We start from the raw sequence: 17,965 nt of genomic DNA, 5'->3' as shown, positions 1-17,965 counted from the left end.
TATGGTATCTTCAGCTTGATTATCAAAAGTCTAATTCAAGAAATAAAGTTTCAACTTTATGTCATCCCATAGTTTACTTTTGATAATCGGTTAATCTCTACTTTTTTACAACAAAAGAATAAAATTAACCTTGCTTTTTGAATAGTAAATTATAAAACAAATATAAGAGTCATCCCGACCTGTAAGAAGGGATCTGTTCTCTTATAATACAATGGATATAATAGATTCCTCACTGCGTATCGGAATGACAGAGAGGATATACTATTAACTATGTCTGCTGCGTAAATGCGTAAACGTGTACATTCTTTACGCACCTTACGCATTTATATATTCTCTTCGTGTTTTTGTCCTTGGGGTAGTAGGGAGTTATCTTATGCTCTGCCATGCTTGTACCCTGACCCTGTCATCCCGATACGCAGTGAGGGATCTGTCGCCACTATTATAATATAGTGCATATAGTAGATTCCTCACTATGTTTCGGAATGACAGAGAGACGCTAATTCATAATTTATAATTACTCCTCCTACTCTCTTTGCAGCCCCTCTTTGGGAGAGTTAGAGAGGCTAAAATCCCTTTTCTCTACAATTCTCTACAATAAAGGCGATTAAGCTATTGCATATTCAAGAAATATTTATAATTTTGCATCCGCTAACGTAATCTCTGACGGGAGACGCTCGTGTATATTGCGTGTATTATAACAATAAAACCATATCAATCATGGATTTAATTAAAGTTGCAGAAGAAGCATTTGCTACAGGAAAAGAGTTTCCTGCATTCAAAAGTGGAGATACAGTAACAATCGCTTACCGTATTAAAGAGGGTAACAAAGAACGTGTTCAGCAATATCGTGGTGTAGTAATCAAGATTACAGGACATAGAAACAAAAAACGTTTCACAGTTCGTAAAATGTCTGATAACATCGGTGTTGAGCGTATCTTCCCTATCGAATCTCCATTTATCGATAGTATTACTATAAACAAAGTTGGTAAAGTACGTCGTGCTAAATTGTATTACCTACGTGGTCTTACAGGTAAAAAAGCCAGAATCAAAGAAAAACGTTTCGTTTCTAAGAAAGAAGCGTAATCTGATTCCCGACTTTTACCAAACGATACGAAATATAAAAGAGTCTGCTATTAAGCAGGCTCTTTTGTTTTTGTTATATTTGCATACGAAATAAAACAAAATAATAAATGAAAAATAATAGAGTAACATCACTTTTCGGTATAAAATATCCCATCATTTCGGGTGGAATGGTTTGGTGCAGCGGCTGGCGTCTGGCTTCGGCAGTAAGTAATGCAGGAGGCTTAGGACTTATCGGTGCAGGATCGATGCATCCCGAAGTGCTGCGCGAACATATCCAAAAATGCAAGGCTGCAACAGACAAACCTTTCGGGGTAAACGTGCCGCTTATGTATCCCGAAATAGATACGATTATGGATATAATCGTAGGAGAGGGTGTTAAGATAGTTTTCACTTCTGCCGGAAATCCTAAAACATGGACAAAGAAACTGCAAGATCACGGTATCATTGTGGCGCATGTTGTTTCCAGTTCAAAATTTGCACTGAAGTGTGAAGAAGCAGGAGTAAACGCAGTTGTTGCCGAAGGTTTCGAAGCCGGAGGACACAACGGTCGTGAAGAAACATCGACAATGGTACTTATCCCTCAGGTAAGAAAAAGCCTGTCTATTCCCCTTATCGCTGCCGGTGGTATCGGTACAGGAGATGGTATGCTCGCCGCTTTTGCTCTGGGTGCGGAAGGTATACAAATGGGTTCACGCTTTGCACTCACACAAGAAAGTTCGGCATCGAAAGAATTTAAAGAACTGTGCATCGGACTCAAAGAAGGAGATACAATGCTTTCGTTGAAGAAACTAAGCCCTACACGTATGATCAAGAACGACTTCTACAATGCTGTGCAAACGATGGAAGACAGAGGTGCATCGGCAGACGAAATACGTGAATTGTTGGGTCGTGGCAGATCGAAGAAAGGCATTTTCGAAGGAGACTTGTCGAATGGCGAACTCGAAATAGGACAGATAAGCTCTCTTATCGACGACCTGCCATCAGCCGCCAAAGTGGTAGAAGATGTTATTGCCGAATATAACAGCAAGATAGATAAGTTGATAACGGCAGATTCGAAGTTTTAAGAAAACGTAATCAAAATAAAATCCGATGGGTAAGTTTCGTTTCATCCTGCCTCTTCTTGGTATCTTGATCCTCTCTTTCTCGTGTAAGAGTAAGAAAGAGAATGCGGTACATGATTTTGACCAGATATTGGCAAAGGGCGAATTAACGATTATCACGTTGAATAGCTCTACCTCTTATTTTATATACAAGGAAGAACCGATGGGATATGATTACGATCTTGCCCAGGACTTTTGCGATCATCACGGATTGAAACTCAATGTAAAGGTTGCCGAAAATGTCAATCGCCTTGTCGAGATGCTTCATAACGGTGAGGGGGATCTGATTGCCTACGAACTGCCTATACAAAACGAACTGAAAGATTCTATCATCTACTGTGGTTTGTCTCAGGTATCGCATCAGGTGTTGGTGCAACAAGCCAACAAGGGTGATACCCTGATACAGGATGTGACCGACCTTATCGGTAAAGAAGTTTATGTAAAGCATAATACGAAATACCATCAACGCCTCAAAAACCTCAATGCCGAACTGGGCGGAGGTATCATTATCAAAGATGTTGAGCAAGATACTATTACGAGCGAAGACCTCATCGAGATGGTGTCGCTGGGTAAAATAAAATATACGATAAGCGACGAGTATATCGCCAAGCTGAACCGTACTTATTACCGTAATATAGATATATCGCTTCCTATCAGTTTCGATCAGCGCTCTTCGTGGGCTGTAAGGAAAGATACACCCCTTCTGGCACAGGCTTTGAACGATTGGTTTGCGGAGAATGATAACACTCCTGTATATAAAGGTATTACCAAAAAGTACTTCGAGTTGAGCAAGCGCACATTCGATGGAGAGTACGAGATTCCTAAGAATTTGCCCAAAGGTTCTATCTCCGTTTACGATGAACTATTCAAGAAACATGCCGAAGGTACTAAGTACGACTGGCATCTGATTGCTGCTGTGGCTTATCACGAATCACGCTTCCAGAATAATCTCACATCGTGGGCAGGAGCAGCAGGCATAATGGGCTTGATGCCTCGTACCGCCAAGTCGTTGGGGCTGTCGAGCGACGATCGGATGAATCCCGAACTTAGTATAGATGCAGCCATACAACTACTGGATAGGCTCGACAAGATATTTAAAAATGTAAGTGACCCCAATGAGCGTATTAAATTTGTACTCGCTGCCTACAATGGTGGCAACGGACACATCAACGATGCTCAGGCTCTGGCATCGAAATATGGTGCCGATCCTGCTGTATGGGAAGGCAATGTGAAGAAGTATGTGGAGCTGAAAAGCAATCCCGAATATTACAACGACCCTGTATGTAAGAGTGGATATTTCAGAGGTGGCGAGACTATCAGGTATGTGAACGATGTGCTTTCTACTACCGAGCGGTTTAGGAGGATTACGAATAAACAATAAGTTGATTATGATTAGAATACAAATATCAGCCATTATGGGTTTGCTTATCATTTTATCAGGAGTCTTAGTTCAGATAAACCCTCGATTTATAGCCGGTTATGATGATACCCTCGATTCGCCCAACAAAGCTGATAAGTTGAAACAGGCGGTTGGTGTTATATCTAAGTCGTTGATTTGTGCAGGGGTAGCAATCATATTGGGTGGGCTTGTCTGTACTTATATAAGTTTCAATACTGAAATTTATGTTTCGTCTCTGATTGCACCTACGGTCATTGCATTGATCTATATACTCATTAGGCTAAGGTCGATTGGCGTATGACGGGGCTAATCGAAAATAAAACAGAGATGTAAAATATGAAAAAGCAGTTCAATCTAAATACACTGATTCTTGCATTTTTTATCACAATTATATGTTTTTTCTTATTGTCTTTCAGTTTTCATCTGGAAAGCTATATTCCTTATGGAGATGAAATCGATGACACATACAGAGGTTTTGGTTTTCCGTTCATTTGGTTGACCGACAATAAAGCGACTTCGCTCAACACATTCTTCAATCCTGTATATTTTGCGATAGACTTTTTGATCTACTATATTGCAATTTTCTTTCTTACAGTGTGCGGACTGCGACTCTTTAGTGTTGAGAAATTTCGATTAAAGAAAAATAAATTATTCACCTTAATAGTTCTGGCTTCAATCGTAGTACTTTCATTGTCATATATTTACACATTTCTATTTGCCGAGATAGACTTTACGCACGAAAAGGCTATTTATAAAACGATTCGTCTGCATTTGGGTCTTCCGGGTTATTGGGCTGATCGCTTTATTTAGATTGCCTGATCGAGAACCATCTCTTTTTCAGCAGTGGACAATCCTTTATCTCTCTCTTTGTAGTTGAGGGATGAAACGTTGCCGCAGTCGGGCATGGGTTCTCTGTGAAGCTGGGATAGTTAGCCATATAGCCCAGATTGGTGTTTTCGGGACGGATATAATCGCTTATGTTTATAATACTTCTATCCGAACCTATCTTATAATCTCTGAAAATAACACAGCCGTTCCCCTCCGTCCTTATTACTTGTGTTTTTATTACATCGCCTTCTATTCTGTAAGTACCCCAAAGAGGATATTTGCAGATAGTAGATTTTCCTCCGTTTTCAAAACAATCGATCAGTTCGGGCAACATTTCGCTCGTGGTTGCTATTGTAAATAAACCATTGGGATAAAACATAAAGAGAGAATGAAAAGTAGAATCGCATGCTCGCTGCACGGTGTAATATCCATCTGTATCGATCAATGTATCTAAACCTGTATCTGTATCGTTATGCAGATAGGTAAAGCCTTTGGGGCGTGATGCACAACTGCACATCAGTATTACGGAGATTATGATAAAGATAATTCGCTTCATATCAGTATAATGTATATGGTTTGTAAGCACCTATCTGAATAAACTTATTGCGATAATCACCCGATTTGAAATCAGGCGTATTGAATAGTTTCCGATGCCACGCATTTTGACCCACAAAACCGCCGGTCTTGCTGTTCAGTCCGTAGCGGAGTATTACATTGTTGGTTGTGTAGCCGAGATAGATAGGGCTTGATATCTGTTTTCCGTCGGTATAAATGCCATTGCTATTGTGGAAAGATGCATCGGTCATACCATTGATATCGGTTGTATATACATTCGTGCCCAGAACAAAACCTTTGTATTGTAACTCCAGTGCTGCTGTTCTGTAACGATCGTAAGCCGCAAATCCTGTGAACGGAAAGGCGAGTATATCATCTTCGAAATTAATTTTAAAGTCGTGCGCTTCGACTCCTACTATGGCCGATATCTGCTTTCCTTCCTGATAATATCTGTTGACATAATACGATGCGCCATATCTGCCGTCGTAGTAGGATGTACCTGCAAAGCTAGTTCCCAATCCGAACTTCTCCGTTGCTTTGTAGGCATCGAATCCGGTAGAGAAAGTCCAGTCGCCAACGGTCTGTGCAACAGTGATACCACCCCCTAAGCGGAAGCCCGAACGATCTGCTGCACCTGCTGTGAACATGGCTACTACCGACATCGATACACTGAATCCGGTAGGTTTGTTTGGTCTGAAAGTGAGGGATGTTATATCGTCATTATCGAAATGAATCCTGTTCTGAGCATTGATATATGGAACTGAAAGAAGGAAAAGAAGTAGATAAGCTATACTTAGTCCTGTTCGGTTTCCCACTTCATTTCGTCTTTGTATATAACTCATTTTGTATGTTCGCAGTGATTTACAGCAAAAATATATAAACTATTTCGTATTTTTGTACCCTTTAGCGAATTTAAGGTCACCGACCTGTTTCGTATATATAAACCGACTAATTAGTACTTATTATATAAACATGGAAATTGCAAGCAAATACAACCCTGCCGAGGTAGAGGATAAATGGTATCAGTACTGGCTCAAAAACAATCTGTTCCATTCAGAACCCGATAGTCGCGAACCGTTTACTATTGTTATCCCACCGCCTAATGTCACAGGTGTACTGCACATGGGGCATATGCTCAACAATACGATACAGGATATACTTGTTCGTCGTGCCCGCATGATGGGTAAGAATGCTTGCTGGGTACCGGGTACCGACCATGCTTCTATTGCCACCGAAGCCAAAGTTGTTGGCAAACTGGCAGCCGAAGGCATTAATAAGAACGACCTTAGCCGTCCCGAATTCTTGGAGCATGCCTGGGAATGGACACACAAACACGGAGGTATTATTCTCGAACAATTAAAGAAACTCGGTGCTTCGTGCGACTGGGATCGTACGTGCTTCACTATGGATGAGAAACGCTCGGAGAGTGTATTCAAAGTATTTGTCGACCTATACAACAAAGGACTTATCTACCGTGGTGTACGCATGGTAAACTGGGATCCACAGGCTAAAACAGCCCTTTCGGACGAAGAAGTTATACATAAGGAAGAACATGGTAAGCTGTATTATCTGAGGTATAAGATAAGCCCGAGCCCCCTCAACTCCCCCCAAGGGGGAGCTTTGGCTGGCGCAGAAGTGGCGCAAACAGAAGCAGAAGCATCCAAATATCATAAATATCAGACAGCTAAGTGTGAGAATTACGATTTGCTGAAAGAGCATGCTAAGGATATGCGCAGATTCTCCACTGAAGCAGAAAGTGCTCTTTGGGAAATGTTGCGAGCTAAGAAGTTAGGCGATAAATTCAGACGTCAACACGTTATAGAGAATTTTATTGTTGATTTTATTTGTCTTTCTAAACAGCTGATAATAGAAGTTGATGGCAAATATCATAACGAACCCGAAATTGAAAAAGCAGATCAACTAAGAACAGAAATATTAGAAAACTTAGGTTATCAGGTGATGCGCTTCTCGAACGAAGAAGTTATAGCCAACACCGAAGCAGTTCTACAAAAAATACAAGACTCGCTTTCCAACTCGGAAGCATCAGAAAAAGACCCTCTCTGTAGCTCCCCCTTGGGGGGAGTTGAGGGGGCTGGAGATTCTGACTATATCGTTATCGCCACTACTCGCCCCGAAACTATCTTTGGTGACGTAGCCGTTTGTATCAATCCGAACGATCCTAAAACGGCACATCTGAAAGGTAAGAGAGTAATTGTGCCTATCGTTAATCGTGTAGTTCCTATCATCGAAGACGACTATGTAGATATGGAATTCGGAACAGGTTTCCTTAAAGTGACACCTGCTCACGATGTGAACGACTATATGCTGGGTGAGAAATACAACCTCGAAGCTATCGATATTTTCAACGATAACGGAACGCTTAACGCACACGGACTTCAATACGAAGGCATGGATCGTTTCGATGTTCGTAAAAAAATAGAGAAAGACCTCGAACAACTAGGCCTGCTCGAAAAAGCAGAAGCATATACCAACAAGGTGGGCTACTCGGAGCGCACACATGTGCCTATCGAGCCTAAACTGTCGATGCAATGGTTCTTAAAAATGGAACATCTTGCCAAACCTGCACTCGATGCAGTGGAAGACGATACTATAAAATTCTATCCTGCGAAGTTCAAGAATACCTATCGTCACTGGATGGAGAATATCAAAGACTGGTGTATCAGCCGCCAATTGTGGTGGGGACATCAGATACCTACATACTACATACAAGCCCCCCTCAGTCCCCCCGAAGGGGGAAGTTGGGGCTTTGTAGTTGCTGAAAATGAAGAAAAAGCAAGGGAAGCAGCAATAGCTAAATACCCCTCTTTAGGAAGGGCAGGGGGAGGCTTCCACTTGCGTCAGGATGAGGATTGTCTCGACACGTGGTTCTCATCGTGGTTGTGGCCTATATCTGTTTTCGATGGTATAAACAATCCGGAGAATAAAGAGATTCAATACTATTATCCTACCAATGACTTGGTAACGGGGCCCGATATTATCTTCTTCTGGGTGGCTCGCATGATTATGGCGGGATATGAATATCGCAGTGAAGCATGTTTCAAAAATGTATATTTTACTGGTATCGTTCGCGATAAAGAGGGACGCAAGATGTCTAAGCAACTGGGCAATTCGCCCGACCCTATCGAACTGATGAATAAATACGGTGCTGATGGTGTACGCATGGGACTTTTGCTAACCGCTCCTGCCGGTAACGACTTGCCATTCGACGAAAGCCTTTGCGAGCAAGGGCGTAACTTCAACAATAAGATATGGAACGCTTTCCGCCTTGTGAGAGGATGGGAAGTAGACAATACGATAGAGCAACCCGAATCGGCTAAGATAGCTATCGAATGGTTCGAGAATATATTAGCTAAAACAATTGCAGAAGTGGAAGACTCTTTCGGTAAATACCGTCTGTCGGAAGCCTTGATGTCGTTGTACAAACTATTCTGGGACGAATTTTCGTCTTGGTATTTAGAGATGATCAAGCCAGCTTATCAGAAACCTATCGATGCCAAGACATACGAAGCTACTCTCGGATTCTTCGACTCGTTGCTTCGCTTGCTTCATCCGTTTATGCCATTCATCACCGAAGAACTATGGCAGGTATTGGCTGACAGAAAAGAAAACGAAAGTATCATGGTTGCCGAAATGCCTAAAGGTAAAACGATCGACAGCGATTTACTATCATCTTTCGATAAGGTAAAAGAGATCGTGTCGGGAATCAGAACAATACGTCTACAAAAGAGTATCGCCAGCAAAGACGAATTATCGTTGGAAATAGTAGGAGAGTATAACAATGCTTTCAATCCTGTTATTTCTAAAATGGGCAACCTCACTTCTATTTCAGTTGTTACAGAAAAAGATGCCACAGCCGCATCGTTCCTTGTCGGTACTACCGAATTTTCAGTACCATTGGGTAACAATATCAATGTAGAAGAAGAACTGGCTAAGCTGAACGAAGAGCTGATCTACCTCGAAGGTTTCCTCAAATCGGTAGCTGCAAAACTAAGCAACGAGAAGTTTGTAGCCAACGCAAAACCCGAAATCGTAGAAAACGAACGCAAGAAACAGGCTGATGCCCAAAGTAAGATTAATACGATAAAAGAAAGTATTGCTAATTTGAGTAAGTAAGCCTCTGAAAAGAGACTGGCTACATAGCAAAACAAATACATACATAAAAGAGGCTACCCGTAATGGATAGCCTCTTTTTATTTAATGAATACCGAAGAGTAGCTTAGTCTAAAGGGAGCAATGTGCTTATTGCAATTCTATTCCATGCATTGATGGTGATAATTGCCATAATTACCTCTGCCAGCTTATCCTTACCTAGCAATGTCGCTGCCTCCTGATACGTTTCGTCCGACACTCCACCTTCACTGATCAACGTTATTTCTTCAGTCAGAGCAAGTATAATTCTTTCAGTATCTGTGTATAAATCCGTTTCATGCCATGCATTCAACATATAGATACGCTGTTCTGTTTCACCTATTTTGCGGGCATCTCTGGTATGCATATTCAGGCAATAAGCACAACCATTTATTTGCGACGCACGTATTTTAATCAACTCTTTCTCTATGGCAGACAAAGATGTGCTGTGCAAATATGTTTCCAATCCCACCATAGCTTTGTATGCTTGGGGAGCAACCTCATGTATTTTTATTCTTTTTGTTTCCATAACTTTTTGTTTATTTATAACAAAACAAAGCTATACAAATTTCGCGCAAATAAAATTAATCTGGTTTAAGAACGTCAGTCGTAATGAATTTTTAACGGAACAACATATCATATAAATCGGGTGCGTAGGGAGTGCGTAAAGTGCGTAAAAGATGTGCATGTTTACGCATTTACGCACTTTACGCATATAATACTCTCTAAGGAGGGGTTGGCTATACCCTGTCATTGCGAAACGCAGTGAGGAATCTCTCCTTATATTGCAACAAACTAGATTACAGATGCTTCCTGTCGTCAGCATGACAGAGAGGCAATTTCGTTATACCTCTCTGCATTCCTCCTTTTAGGAAAGGTTAGGAAGGATTGGCGAGGCTCTTTACCCTATACCTTACCGTCCCTTCCGATATCCCCAGCTTGTGTGCTATCTCCCTGTTAGATAAGCCCTGTTCTTTCAGCTCCAATATCTGACTTACTATTTGTTCCTTATCATTATCTTCGGTCTGATACCGCAGATGTTCATACTCATATTCGTAGCCTACGAACTTGAATTTGAGAAACGAATCTTCTTTCGTCAGTTCATATACAGGCACATTGCTGGCGTCGTAGATTATTTCGGCACTGCGGCATTTCAATTGTTTGATATATCTTAGATTCTTATGTTTGCTGCTACGACCTATGCAAAAGGCTGCATCTGCAAAGTTCGATTTCATCTTAGACCCTTGCAGATCGTTGAGGGTAACAGGTCGGCTCATGTCTGTCTTGCGTGTATGCTCGAGCAATAATAAAGTCAATCCATATTCAAACTTAAGGTCACACAGCTTGTCCATCAATGGCTTTGCCGATTTGGCACTATCCGTGTCGGAGCTTATCAGTTTGGTCATATTATCTATTATAATAATCTTTGCCCCTGTTTTGTCGATAAGCTTGATAATGGATTCGATAAAGAAGTCATCGTAGTGTACACCTTGAGGTAGTGAAAACTGACGTTGAAAGTCTATCCTGTAAAGATTATCGTTAAACTTATAATGATTGTCGTAGTTCTGTGAGTAACGGTTCTCGAACTGTTTTTCAGATAACTCAAGATCGAGGTACAGTACTTTCTGTTTGCTGCTGATCTCGTTGGCTATCTGCACCGCAAATATAGATTTACCTACACCCGTATCAGCAAACAGGAAGGTAATCTCTTTTTCGAATATCAGTGAATGGAACAAATCGCGTGGTACTTTCTGTTTACTCGCATCTTTTATACATTCGTTGGCTGTCCGTATATAAAAGAAACCTGCTTCTCTGCTTCGGTCTTCCGCCTCACGTTTTTTTAGGTCATCTACTACTGAATCTAAATATTCAAACATATTGTCATTTATTATATTAGTTAAACTTTACCTTGTTTAAATCATAGATAAATGAGAAGAAAAATCTTTTGAATATTTGGTGCGTAAATGCGTAAAAGTGCGTAAAAAATATGCATGTTTACGCATTTACGCACCTTACGCAGTCTGAGCTAATGTTATACTATCCACTCTGTCATTCCGAAACGTAGTGAAGAATCTCCACTTATATTACAATAAACTAGATGACAGATGCTTTCTGTCGTCAGCATGACGGAGAGGTAATTTGTTATACTTCTCTACATTCCTCCCCTTGGGAGAGGTAAGGAGGGGTTACCTATATATACTCTGTCATCCCGACCTGCAAAGAGGGATCTGCTCCCAGATAATATAAAGTATATAATAGATTCCTCACTACATTTCGAAATGACAAAGAGAGTAAGAAGTGGTGTTTGTTTACTGCGTAAAGTGCGTAAACATGTATATCTTTTACGCATTTACGCACTTTACGCATCAGCTAGGCTTTCGATATATGGCACTGCATATACATATTTCAGACTATCTGCCAGCTTACGGTGATCACTCTGAGAATAAGTGGTTAATGATATAAATAAAAATAGAATTGTGATTGTCTGTGTTTTTTCTATCCGGGTCTATTCTATTTGACAGTTAAATATACAATAAAAAAGATTGGTTATGCTGAATATCTATTTGTCGTAATTTTTTTTCTTGAAATTATTTGATTATTTTTGTACCGCAAATTAAAAAAACCACCTAAATATTTTGCTTTCACAAGCATAATATCCGTTGATGCCTTTGTCGCATTGACCGATTACCTAGAAGAAGGATAAGCCCGATGAAAGTCGGGCTTAACTGCGCCAAATTTCTGGTTGCGTCTGTTTGACTCCCTGTTTTTTTCTCCCCGATATGAAGTCCATAAAGTTGTGTAACATACACAGCCTTTGCACGTTTATGCACTAGGCAAATATGACTTCTCTCTTTGTCATTCCGAAACACAGCGAGGAATCTGTTATATACTCTGTATTATCAGAGAGCAGATCCCTCCTTACAGTTCGGGATGACAGAGTATAGGCAATCTCTTCTCAGAGAATATTTGCGTAAAGTGCGTAAACATGCACAGCTTTTACGCATTTTACGCAGTAGATAAACAACACTTCTTACTCTCTTTGTCATTCCGAAACACAGCGAGGAATCTGTTATATACTTTATATTATCTGGGAGCAGATCCCTCTTTGCAAGTCGGGATGACAGAGTATATATAGGTAACCCCTCCTTACCTCTCCCAAGGGGAGGAGTGTAGAGAAGTATAACAAATTACCTCTCCGTCATACTGACGACAGGAAGCATCTGTCATCTAGTTTATTGTAATATAAGGGGAGATTTCTCACTGCGTTTCGGAATGACAGGGTATAGCCAATCCCTCCTTAGAGGGTATATGCGTAAAGTGCGTAAATGCGTAAACATGCATATTTTTTACGCACTTTTACGCATTTACGCACCTGCGAAGTTTACAATATGCTATTAATACCAAATATTGACAAGGGTTGTAAGTCAACTTTTTTGTGTTAATCTATGTTTACTAATTGGGCTAAAGTTTTCCGCTAAATATATTCCTGTTAAATTTGTATATTAGCTATGCAGTATTTTAGCATAAATTATCATCAACTAGAACACATGAAGAAACTTATTTCAATTATCATATTACCCCTGTTTTGTTTCGTAACACTTACCGCCAAAGATCGCTCAAAGACCATTCCGGCATTATACCAATCTGCCGATAAGGCAAAAATGAATCAGTGGGTCGATTCGGTTTTCGATCGTTTGACGATGGACGAGCGTATCGGACAACTATTTGTTGTGGTCGCCGACGGGAGCAGTTCGACTTCAAACACAGCGAAGATAGAAGGACAGGTGCGCGATCTCAATCTGGGAGGTGTCCTGTTCTCGAAAGGTACACCTACCGATCAGGCAGAACTGACTAATGCCGTTCAACGTGTGGCTAAAGTTCCTTTGATGATTTCTCTCGATGGCGAGTGGGGCTTGTCGATGCGCTTGCAGAATACAACGCAGTTTCCACGAAATATGATGTTAGGTGCTATACAAAACGACTCCCTGTTGTATTACTACGGGATGGAAGTAGCACGCCAATGCCGCCTTATGGGTATTCAGGTAAACTTTGCACCCGATATGGATGTGAACAGCAATCCTAATAATCCTGTAATCGGTAACCGTTCGTTTGGAGAAGACCCCGAGCGTGTGGCACAGCAAGGAATCATGTATTCCAAAGGACTCGAAGCAGGAGGCGTAATGGCTGTATCGAAACATTTCCCCGGACATGGCGATACGTCGAAAGACTCGCATTATACATTACCACTTATCCCACACAGCAGAGAACGATTGGATGAGGTGGAACTACTCCCTTTCGACAGATATATCAAAGCAGGGCTGTCGGGTATTATGACTGCTCATCTGAATATTCCCGCATTAGATAAAAAGACGCAGCCGAGTTCGCTGTCGGAAAATGTGGTGACAGGTTTGCTCCAAAACGAATTAGGTTTCACGGGATTGATATTTACCGACGGCTTACAAATGAAAGGTGTTTCGGGCGAAGATAACCATTGTGTCAGAGCCTTGCTTGCAGGCAACGATATCTTGCTCGGCCCGATGTATCCTGCCAAAGAATACGAAGCCGTTAAAAAAGCGGTTGCAGATAAGACGTTGAGCGAAGAACTGATAAACGAAAAATGCAAGAAAGTGCTTGCTTACAAATATATTCTGGGCGTGAATAACGTAAAGCCTGTCGAAACAAAGGATTTAGAAAAGCAGCTGAATACCCCTTATGCCGATTGGTTGAACAGGGAACTGAACAAGAGTGCAATTACGTTATTGAAAGACGATGTGTCGATCGTTCCATTAAAGAAACTCGACGAACGGAAGATAGCAGCAATAGCCGTGGGTGCAACATCCGACAGGACATTCCAGAATACACTGAAAAAATATGCTGATGTGACACTGTTTACAGTTGCCGACAACGAAGGTCTGCTTAAACTAAAAAAAGACTTAGAACCATATAATACCATTATAGTATCTGTTCATAACAATAAAGGAAATGCAGATGCAGCAATAGGAAACATCAGCGAGGGAAAGAATCTGATTCTTACCTTCTTCGTCGTACCGTACCGAATGACATCTTATTCGCAGTCTGTCAAGAGTGCCGATGCTGTTGTATTGGCTTACGAAAATACGACACTGGCTCAGGAGTATGCGGCGCAAGCTATATTCGGTGGAAATGTGGTGAACGGTAAAATTCCAGTATCGGTAAAAGGATTGTTCAAAATGGGTAACGGTGTCGATACGAAAAAAGTAAGACTAAGTTATAACCTTCCCGAAGCAGTGGGTATTCAATCCAATAAACTGGATAGCATAGAGTTTATTGTAAACGAAGGAATAAAAGGGCAGGCTTTTCCCGGTTGTCAGGTATTGATAGCCAAAGACGGTGTAGTGATTTACGATCGCTCGTTCGGTTCGTTTCAGTACGATGGCAAGCGTTCCGTTACAAATGACGATATTTACGATATAGCTTCTATGACCAAAGCATCGGCAACCATCCCTGCTATAATGAAACTCTACGATGAGAAAAAGATAACACTCAACGATCCTCTCAGCAACTCTGTGCCTGCACTTAAGGGTACGGACAAGTCGGATATAACGGTAAGACAGGCACTCTTTCACGAAACAGGGCTGACATCTTTCATCCCTTACTATATGGATGCGATAGATAAGACAAGTTATGCAGGCAAGCTGTTCGACCGAAGTGAGGGTTCGCCTTTTCTGGCAGAGTTCGATGCCAATACATGGGCGCGTACCGATTATAAGTATAAATCGAATCTTGTATCGTCTAAACCGCAAGATGGTTTCTTGCCTTTAGCCGATGGCTTGTATGTCAATCGGGCTTATAAAGACACTATTCTGTCGTCTATTGCAAGTTCCACATTGCGAAAAAGAAAGTCATATTTGTACAGTTGTTTGAACTTTATGCTACTCAAAGAGGTTATAGAAAGGGAGGCAAAGGAAGATTTGAACGCTTTTGTTCAGGATAATTTCTTTCGTGGACTGGGAGCAACAACAACGACTTACAATCCGTTGACCAAGTTTGATAAAAGCCAGATTGTACCCACCGAGCAGGATGACTTCTTACGCAAACAACTCCTGCAAGGATATGTGCACGACGAAGGAGCGGCATTCATGGGTGGAATATCGGGCAACGCAGGTTTGTTTTCGAATGCCAACGATTTGGCGAAGCTCTATCAGATGTGGCTCAATAAAGGTGTTTATGGCGATGAACGATACTTGTCTGAAAAGACATGTAATTTATTTACATCTACCCAAAGCCCAACATCGCGCAGAGGTCTGGGTTTTGACAGACCCGAACCGCGAACAAGCAAATCGAGCCCGACGAGCATAAGTACTCCTATGAATACCTATGGTCATACGGGATTTACAGGGACCTGTTTTTGGATCGATCCCGATAATAAGTTAATATATATATTCCTGTCGAACAGAGTATATCCGAAACGTACCCATAAAGGAATTACCGGTTTAGCGATTCGCTCTCGCATTCAGGAAGAAATTTATAAAGCAATAAAGACAAGTAATGGCGCAACTACAATTAACTGATTCGCTGAAATTATTCTTTGATGATGATAATCAGTATATCTGGAATCTTATTCTTAGTAATAATACAGATGTTTTGTTGGCTCATCTCTCGGGAGAACAAGACCAGCCAAAGAGAACATTGGATATTATACTGGGAGAACTATTCTCGGTAGGTGAGAGCTTTACGTTGGAAAACCATGACTTTGTAACGATTCAGCCTGACAATAGTTCCCTTTTCAATAATTTAGTGAAGCTGCTTTATGCTTTAGATATAAACGGTGAGTACGACGATGTCAGCCTGAAGGTTATCGACAAGCTGTTCTTGTCGCTCGAAGACATTGTAGCCAATGTACAGAAAGAAGCCAACGACTATCCCGAAAATCCGATAGGTGCTTTAGTATGGATGGAAGCAGCAGGAATACGCTCGGCTTTTACCAACTATGCGTACTATTATAAACTGAAAGAAGAAGCGCAGCGGCAACTGGACGTTACTCTTATGAAAACGAAGATTACGCTGGCTATTATGGGGCATTACAAAAATATGGTTGGCCCCGATATGATAGAGTCTGCACAACTGATGGAGCAGGTAGGTAATACCGAAACGGCAATGGCTCTCTACGCCGCAGTGAAGTCTGATTTCGAGAATGTACTCGATTGGTTTATGGATAACCCGCAAACGGGAGCCAACCAAGAGGATATAATAACCCTCGAATCTCTGAGAGCTGCATATCAGGCACTCGACAGATTGAATAATTCGGACGAATACTCGCAAGAGTACCCATTGATAGATGAAATATTGAGGAGAGAGTATATTGAAGACGATGAATCGGATGATAAAGAATAATAGGGTGAATAAATATTGGGCAATAGTTCTTTTCTTGATTTTTATATCAGGAACAACTTCACCCCTGCAAGCACAGCAGGCAGGAAAAAAACGGTCTACAATCGAAGCACATTTGCAGAAAAGCGGTATGGTAAATATTCATACCCTAGATTCTACTATTCGTGTAGAATTGAAGTATGCAACGACCGATAATTTCACTAATGTGATTCTTTACGATACACTTAACAATGCATATCTGCATCCTTTAGCGGCTAAGAAGCTGGCAAAGGCTCAGAAATATCTGAAGGAGCTTAATCCTAAACTGACGCTTTTGGTCTACGATGCTGCCCGTCCGTTGAGTGTGCAGCGTAAGATGTATAAGGTGGTGCAGGGTACTCCGCAAGCACCTTATGTGGCCAATCCTGCACGAACAGGGTTGCACAATTATGGTATGGCAGTCGATCTCACTATCTGCGATCTGAATGGGAAACCATTGGAGATGGGTACACCTTTCGATCATCTTGGATATGCTGCGCAGATCAATAAAGAGGCAGAACTTGTGCAGAAGGGTATTATTACACCTGCACATGTGAAGAATAGGGAACTGTTGCGCAAAGTGATGGTATCGGCCGGATACCAGACTATAAGGGGAGAGTGGTGGCATTTTAATGCCGTACCGTTAACGGAAGCAAAACAATCGTATAAAGTAATTCAATGATTATTATGATTATGAAAAGAGTGTATTTATTTTTATGTGTATTCTTTTCGTTGAGCCTTTACGCTCAAACTGAGTCCGCTCAATTTGCGATAGTAAAGGATTCGATAAGAGGGTCTGCAAAGCTTTATGAAAGAATGGCCGACGAGGGTCAGGTGAAGGCGACTATGCCAAATGGTTCGGTCTTGTTTCTCTATCAGGCAGATAGGGATGTACTGCCATGGCGAAAGGCCGATTATTATACAGCGACAGGAGATATAGAGTCAGGTTATGTAAATAGTAATTTTACGGAAGATGTTCGCGATCAGGAGTTAATAGAAGTAGAACGCTTGTCGGCTCATGGTAATATCTCATTCAGAAACGATTCTATACGTGTAGTTGTTTCTACATCGAATGTTGCAGCGGGCGACAGAACGATTAAGGAAGGTGCTGACGGTCGCCGCATGGTAGGTACTAAACAAGCTATGGGCGTTGTCAATTCATTCCCTACAAGACGTTATCAATCGATAGTAGTAACTGTAAAGGGAAGGAGTACAACAATACCAAGAAGTCTGTTCGATTATTTGTTCGAACCGATTCTTGAGAATACGTCTGTCTTTTACGATCCTATCAGCAGAATGGTATATATCAGTGCTACTAACGGATCGGGTTCTGCCGTTTATAATGTTTTATGGTCGGTAGACAATCGTGGCAAATCTCAGGTATATGTCCGATCTGGTCAGTTATTTTAAATTTGATATAAGTTTATTCTCTTGAAATAAAAAAGCGAAGCCTCGTAATTAT

At 41.2% G+C, this 17,965-nt stretch carries 14 protein-coding genes; 10 read left to right on the top strand and 4 right to left on the bottom strand.

What is annotated here, in order from left to right; translation table 11 throughout:
- Positions 1-717: 717 nt before the first annotated feature.
- The 5 genes from rplS to G7Y56_RS13345 all read left to right on the top strand — a co-directional run bounded on the left by rplS (position 718) and on the right by G7Y56_RS13345 (position 4,392).
- Positions 718-1,083 carry a 50S ribosomal protein L19 gene (gene rplS, locus G7Y56_RS13365; protein WP_165020927.1) on the top strand — a complete coding sequence of 122 codons (366 nt, stop codon included), beginning with the start codon at positions 718-720 and terminating at the stop codon, positions 1,081-1,083.
- A 107-nt stretch (positions 1,084-1,190) separates the two neighbouring features.
- Positions 1,191-2,147 carry a nitronate monooxygenase family protein gene (locus G7Y56_RS13360; RefSeq protein ID WP_165020926.1) on the top strand — a complete coding sequence of 319 codons (957 nt, stop codon included), beginning with the start codon at positions 1,191-1,193 and terminating at the stop codon, positions 2,145-2,147.
- A gap of 25 nt (positions 2,148-2,172) precedes the next feature.
- Positions 2,173-3,564, top strand: a complete 1,392-nt coding sequence (locus G7Y56_RS13355; protein ID WP_165044192.1) for a transglycosylase SLT domain-containing protein — start codon at positions 2,173-2,175, stop codon at positions 3,562-3,564.
- Between the two features lie 7 nt (positions 3,565-3,571).
- The gene (locus G7Y56_RS13350; RefSeq protein ID WP_165044190.1) at positions 3,572-3,883 is read left to right on the top strand and encodes a hypothetical protein; all 312 of its coding nucleotides are present in this window, start codon (positions 3,572-3,574) and stop codon (positions 3,881-3,883) included.
- Positions 3,884-3,918: 35 nt separating this feature from the next.
- On the top strand, positions 3,919-4,392 hold the full coding sequence (locus G7Y56_RS13345; protein ID WP_165044188.1) for a hypothetical protein: 474 nt from the start codon (positions 3,919-3,921) through the stop codon (positions 4,390-4,392).
- Here G7Y56_RS13345 and G7Y56_RS13340 read toward each other — a convergent pair.
- Both G7Y56_RS13340 and G7Y56_RS13335 read right to left on the bottom strand, forming a co-directional pair.
- Positions 4,385-4,966, bottom strand: coding sequence for a hypothetical protein (locus G7Y56_RS13340; RefSeq protein ID WP_165020922.1), 582 nt, complete (start codon positions 4,964-4,966; stop codon positions 4,385-4,387). The genes G7Y56_RS13345 and G7Y56_RS13340 overlap by 8 nt on opposite strands.
- Before the next feature lies 1 nt (position 4,967).
- Positions 4,968-5,807, bottom strand: a complete 840-nt coding sequence (locus G7Y56_RS13335; RefSeq protein ID WP_165044186.1) for a polymorphic toxin type 23 domain-containing protein — start codon at positions 5,805-5,807, stop codon at positions 4,968-4,970.
- 130 nt (positions 5,808-5,937) lie between these two features.
- Between G7Y56_RS13335 and G7Y56_RS13330 the strand changes: the two genes are divergently transcribed.
- Positions 5,938-9,099, top strand: coding sequence for a valine--tRNA ligase (locus G7Y56_RS13330; RefSeq protein WP_165044184.1), 3,162 nt, complete (start codon positions 5,938-5,940; stop codon positions 9,097-9,099).
- Between the two features lie 103 nt (positions 9,100-9,202).
- Here G7Y56_RS13330 and G7Y56_RS13325 read toward each other — a convergent pair whose 3' ends face one another.
- Both G7Y56_RS13325 and G7Y56_RS13320 read right to left on the bottom strand, forming a co-directional pair.
- A complete protein-coding gene (locus G7Y56_RS13325; protein ID WP_165044182.1) occupies positions 9,203-9,643 on the bottom strand; it encodes a carboxymuconolactone decarboxylase family protein in 441 nt (146 codons plus the stop codon).
- Between the two features lie 349 nt (positions 9,644-9,992).
- Positions 9,993-10,991, bottom strand: coding sequence for an AAA family ATPase (locus G7Y56_RS13320; RefSeq protein WP_165044180.1), 999 nt, complete (start codon positions 10,989-10,991; stop codon positions 9,993-9,995).
- A 1,671-nt stretch (positions 10,992-12,662) separates the two neighbouring features.
- On the opposite strand from G7Y56_RS13320, the gene G7Y56_RS13315 reads away from it, so the two are divergent.
- From G7Y56_RS13315 to G7Y56_RS13300, 4 genes are read left to right on the top strand one after another with little or no spacing between them, the layout of a single operon-like run.
- Positions 12,663-15,665 (top strand): glycoside hydrolase family 3 N-terminal domain-containing protein, encoded by a 3,003-nt coding sequence (locus G7Y56_RS13315; protein ID WP_165044178.1) that lies wholly within the window; start codon positions 12,663-12,665, stop codon positions 15,663-15,665.
- Positions 15,643-16,488 (top strand): hypothetical protein, encoded by an 846-nt coding sequence (locus G7Y56_RS13310; protein WP_165044176.1) that lies wholly within the window; start codon positions 15,643-15,645, stop codon positions 16,486-16,488. The genes G7Y56_RS13315 and G7Y56_RS13310 overlap by 23 nt, the downstream gene beginning before the upstream one ends.
- Positions 16,475-17,185, top strand: a complete 711-nt coding sequence (locus G7Y56_RS13305; protein ID WP_165044174.1) for a M15 family metallopeptidase — start codon at positions 16,475-16,477, stop codon at positions 17,183-17,185. Before G7Y56_RS13310 ends, G7Y56_RS13305 begins: the two co-directional genes overlap by 14 nt.
- A gap of 11 nt (positions 17,186-17,196) precedes the next feature.
- The gene (locus G7Y56_RS13300) at positions 17,197-17,913 is read left to right on the top strand and encodes a hypothetical protein (RefSeq protein ID WP_165020163.1); all 717 of its coding nucleotides are present in this window, start codon (positions 17,197-17,199) and stop codon (positions 17,911-17,913) included.
- The last annotated feature ends 52 nt before the right edge of the window (positions 17,914-17,965 follow it).

The sequence above is a fragment of the Dysgonomonas sp. ZJ709 genome (assembly GCF_011039195.1).
Classification (GTDB): Bacteria; Bacteroidota; Bacteroidia; order Bacteroidales; family Dysgonomonadaceae; genus Dysgonomonas.
This window is presented reverse-complemented; position numbering and strand designations above follow the sequence as displayed.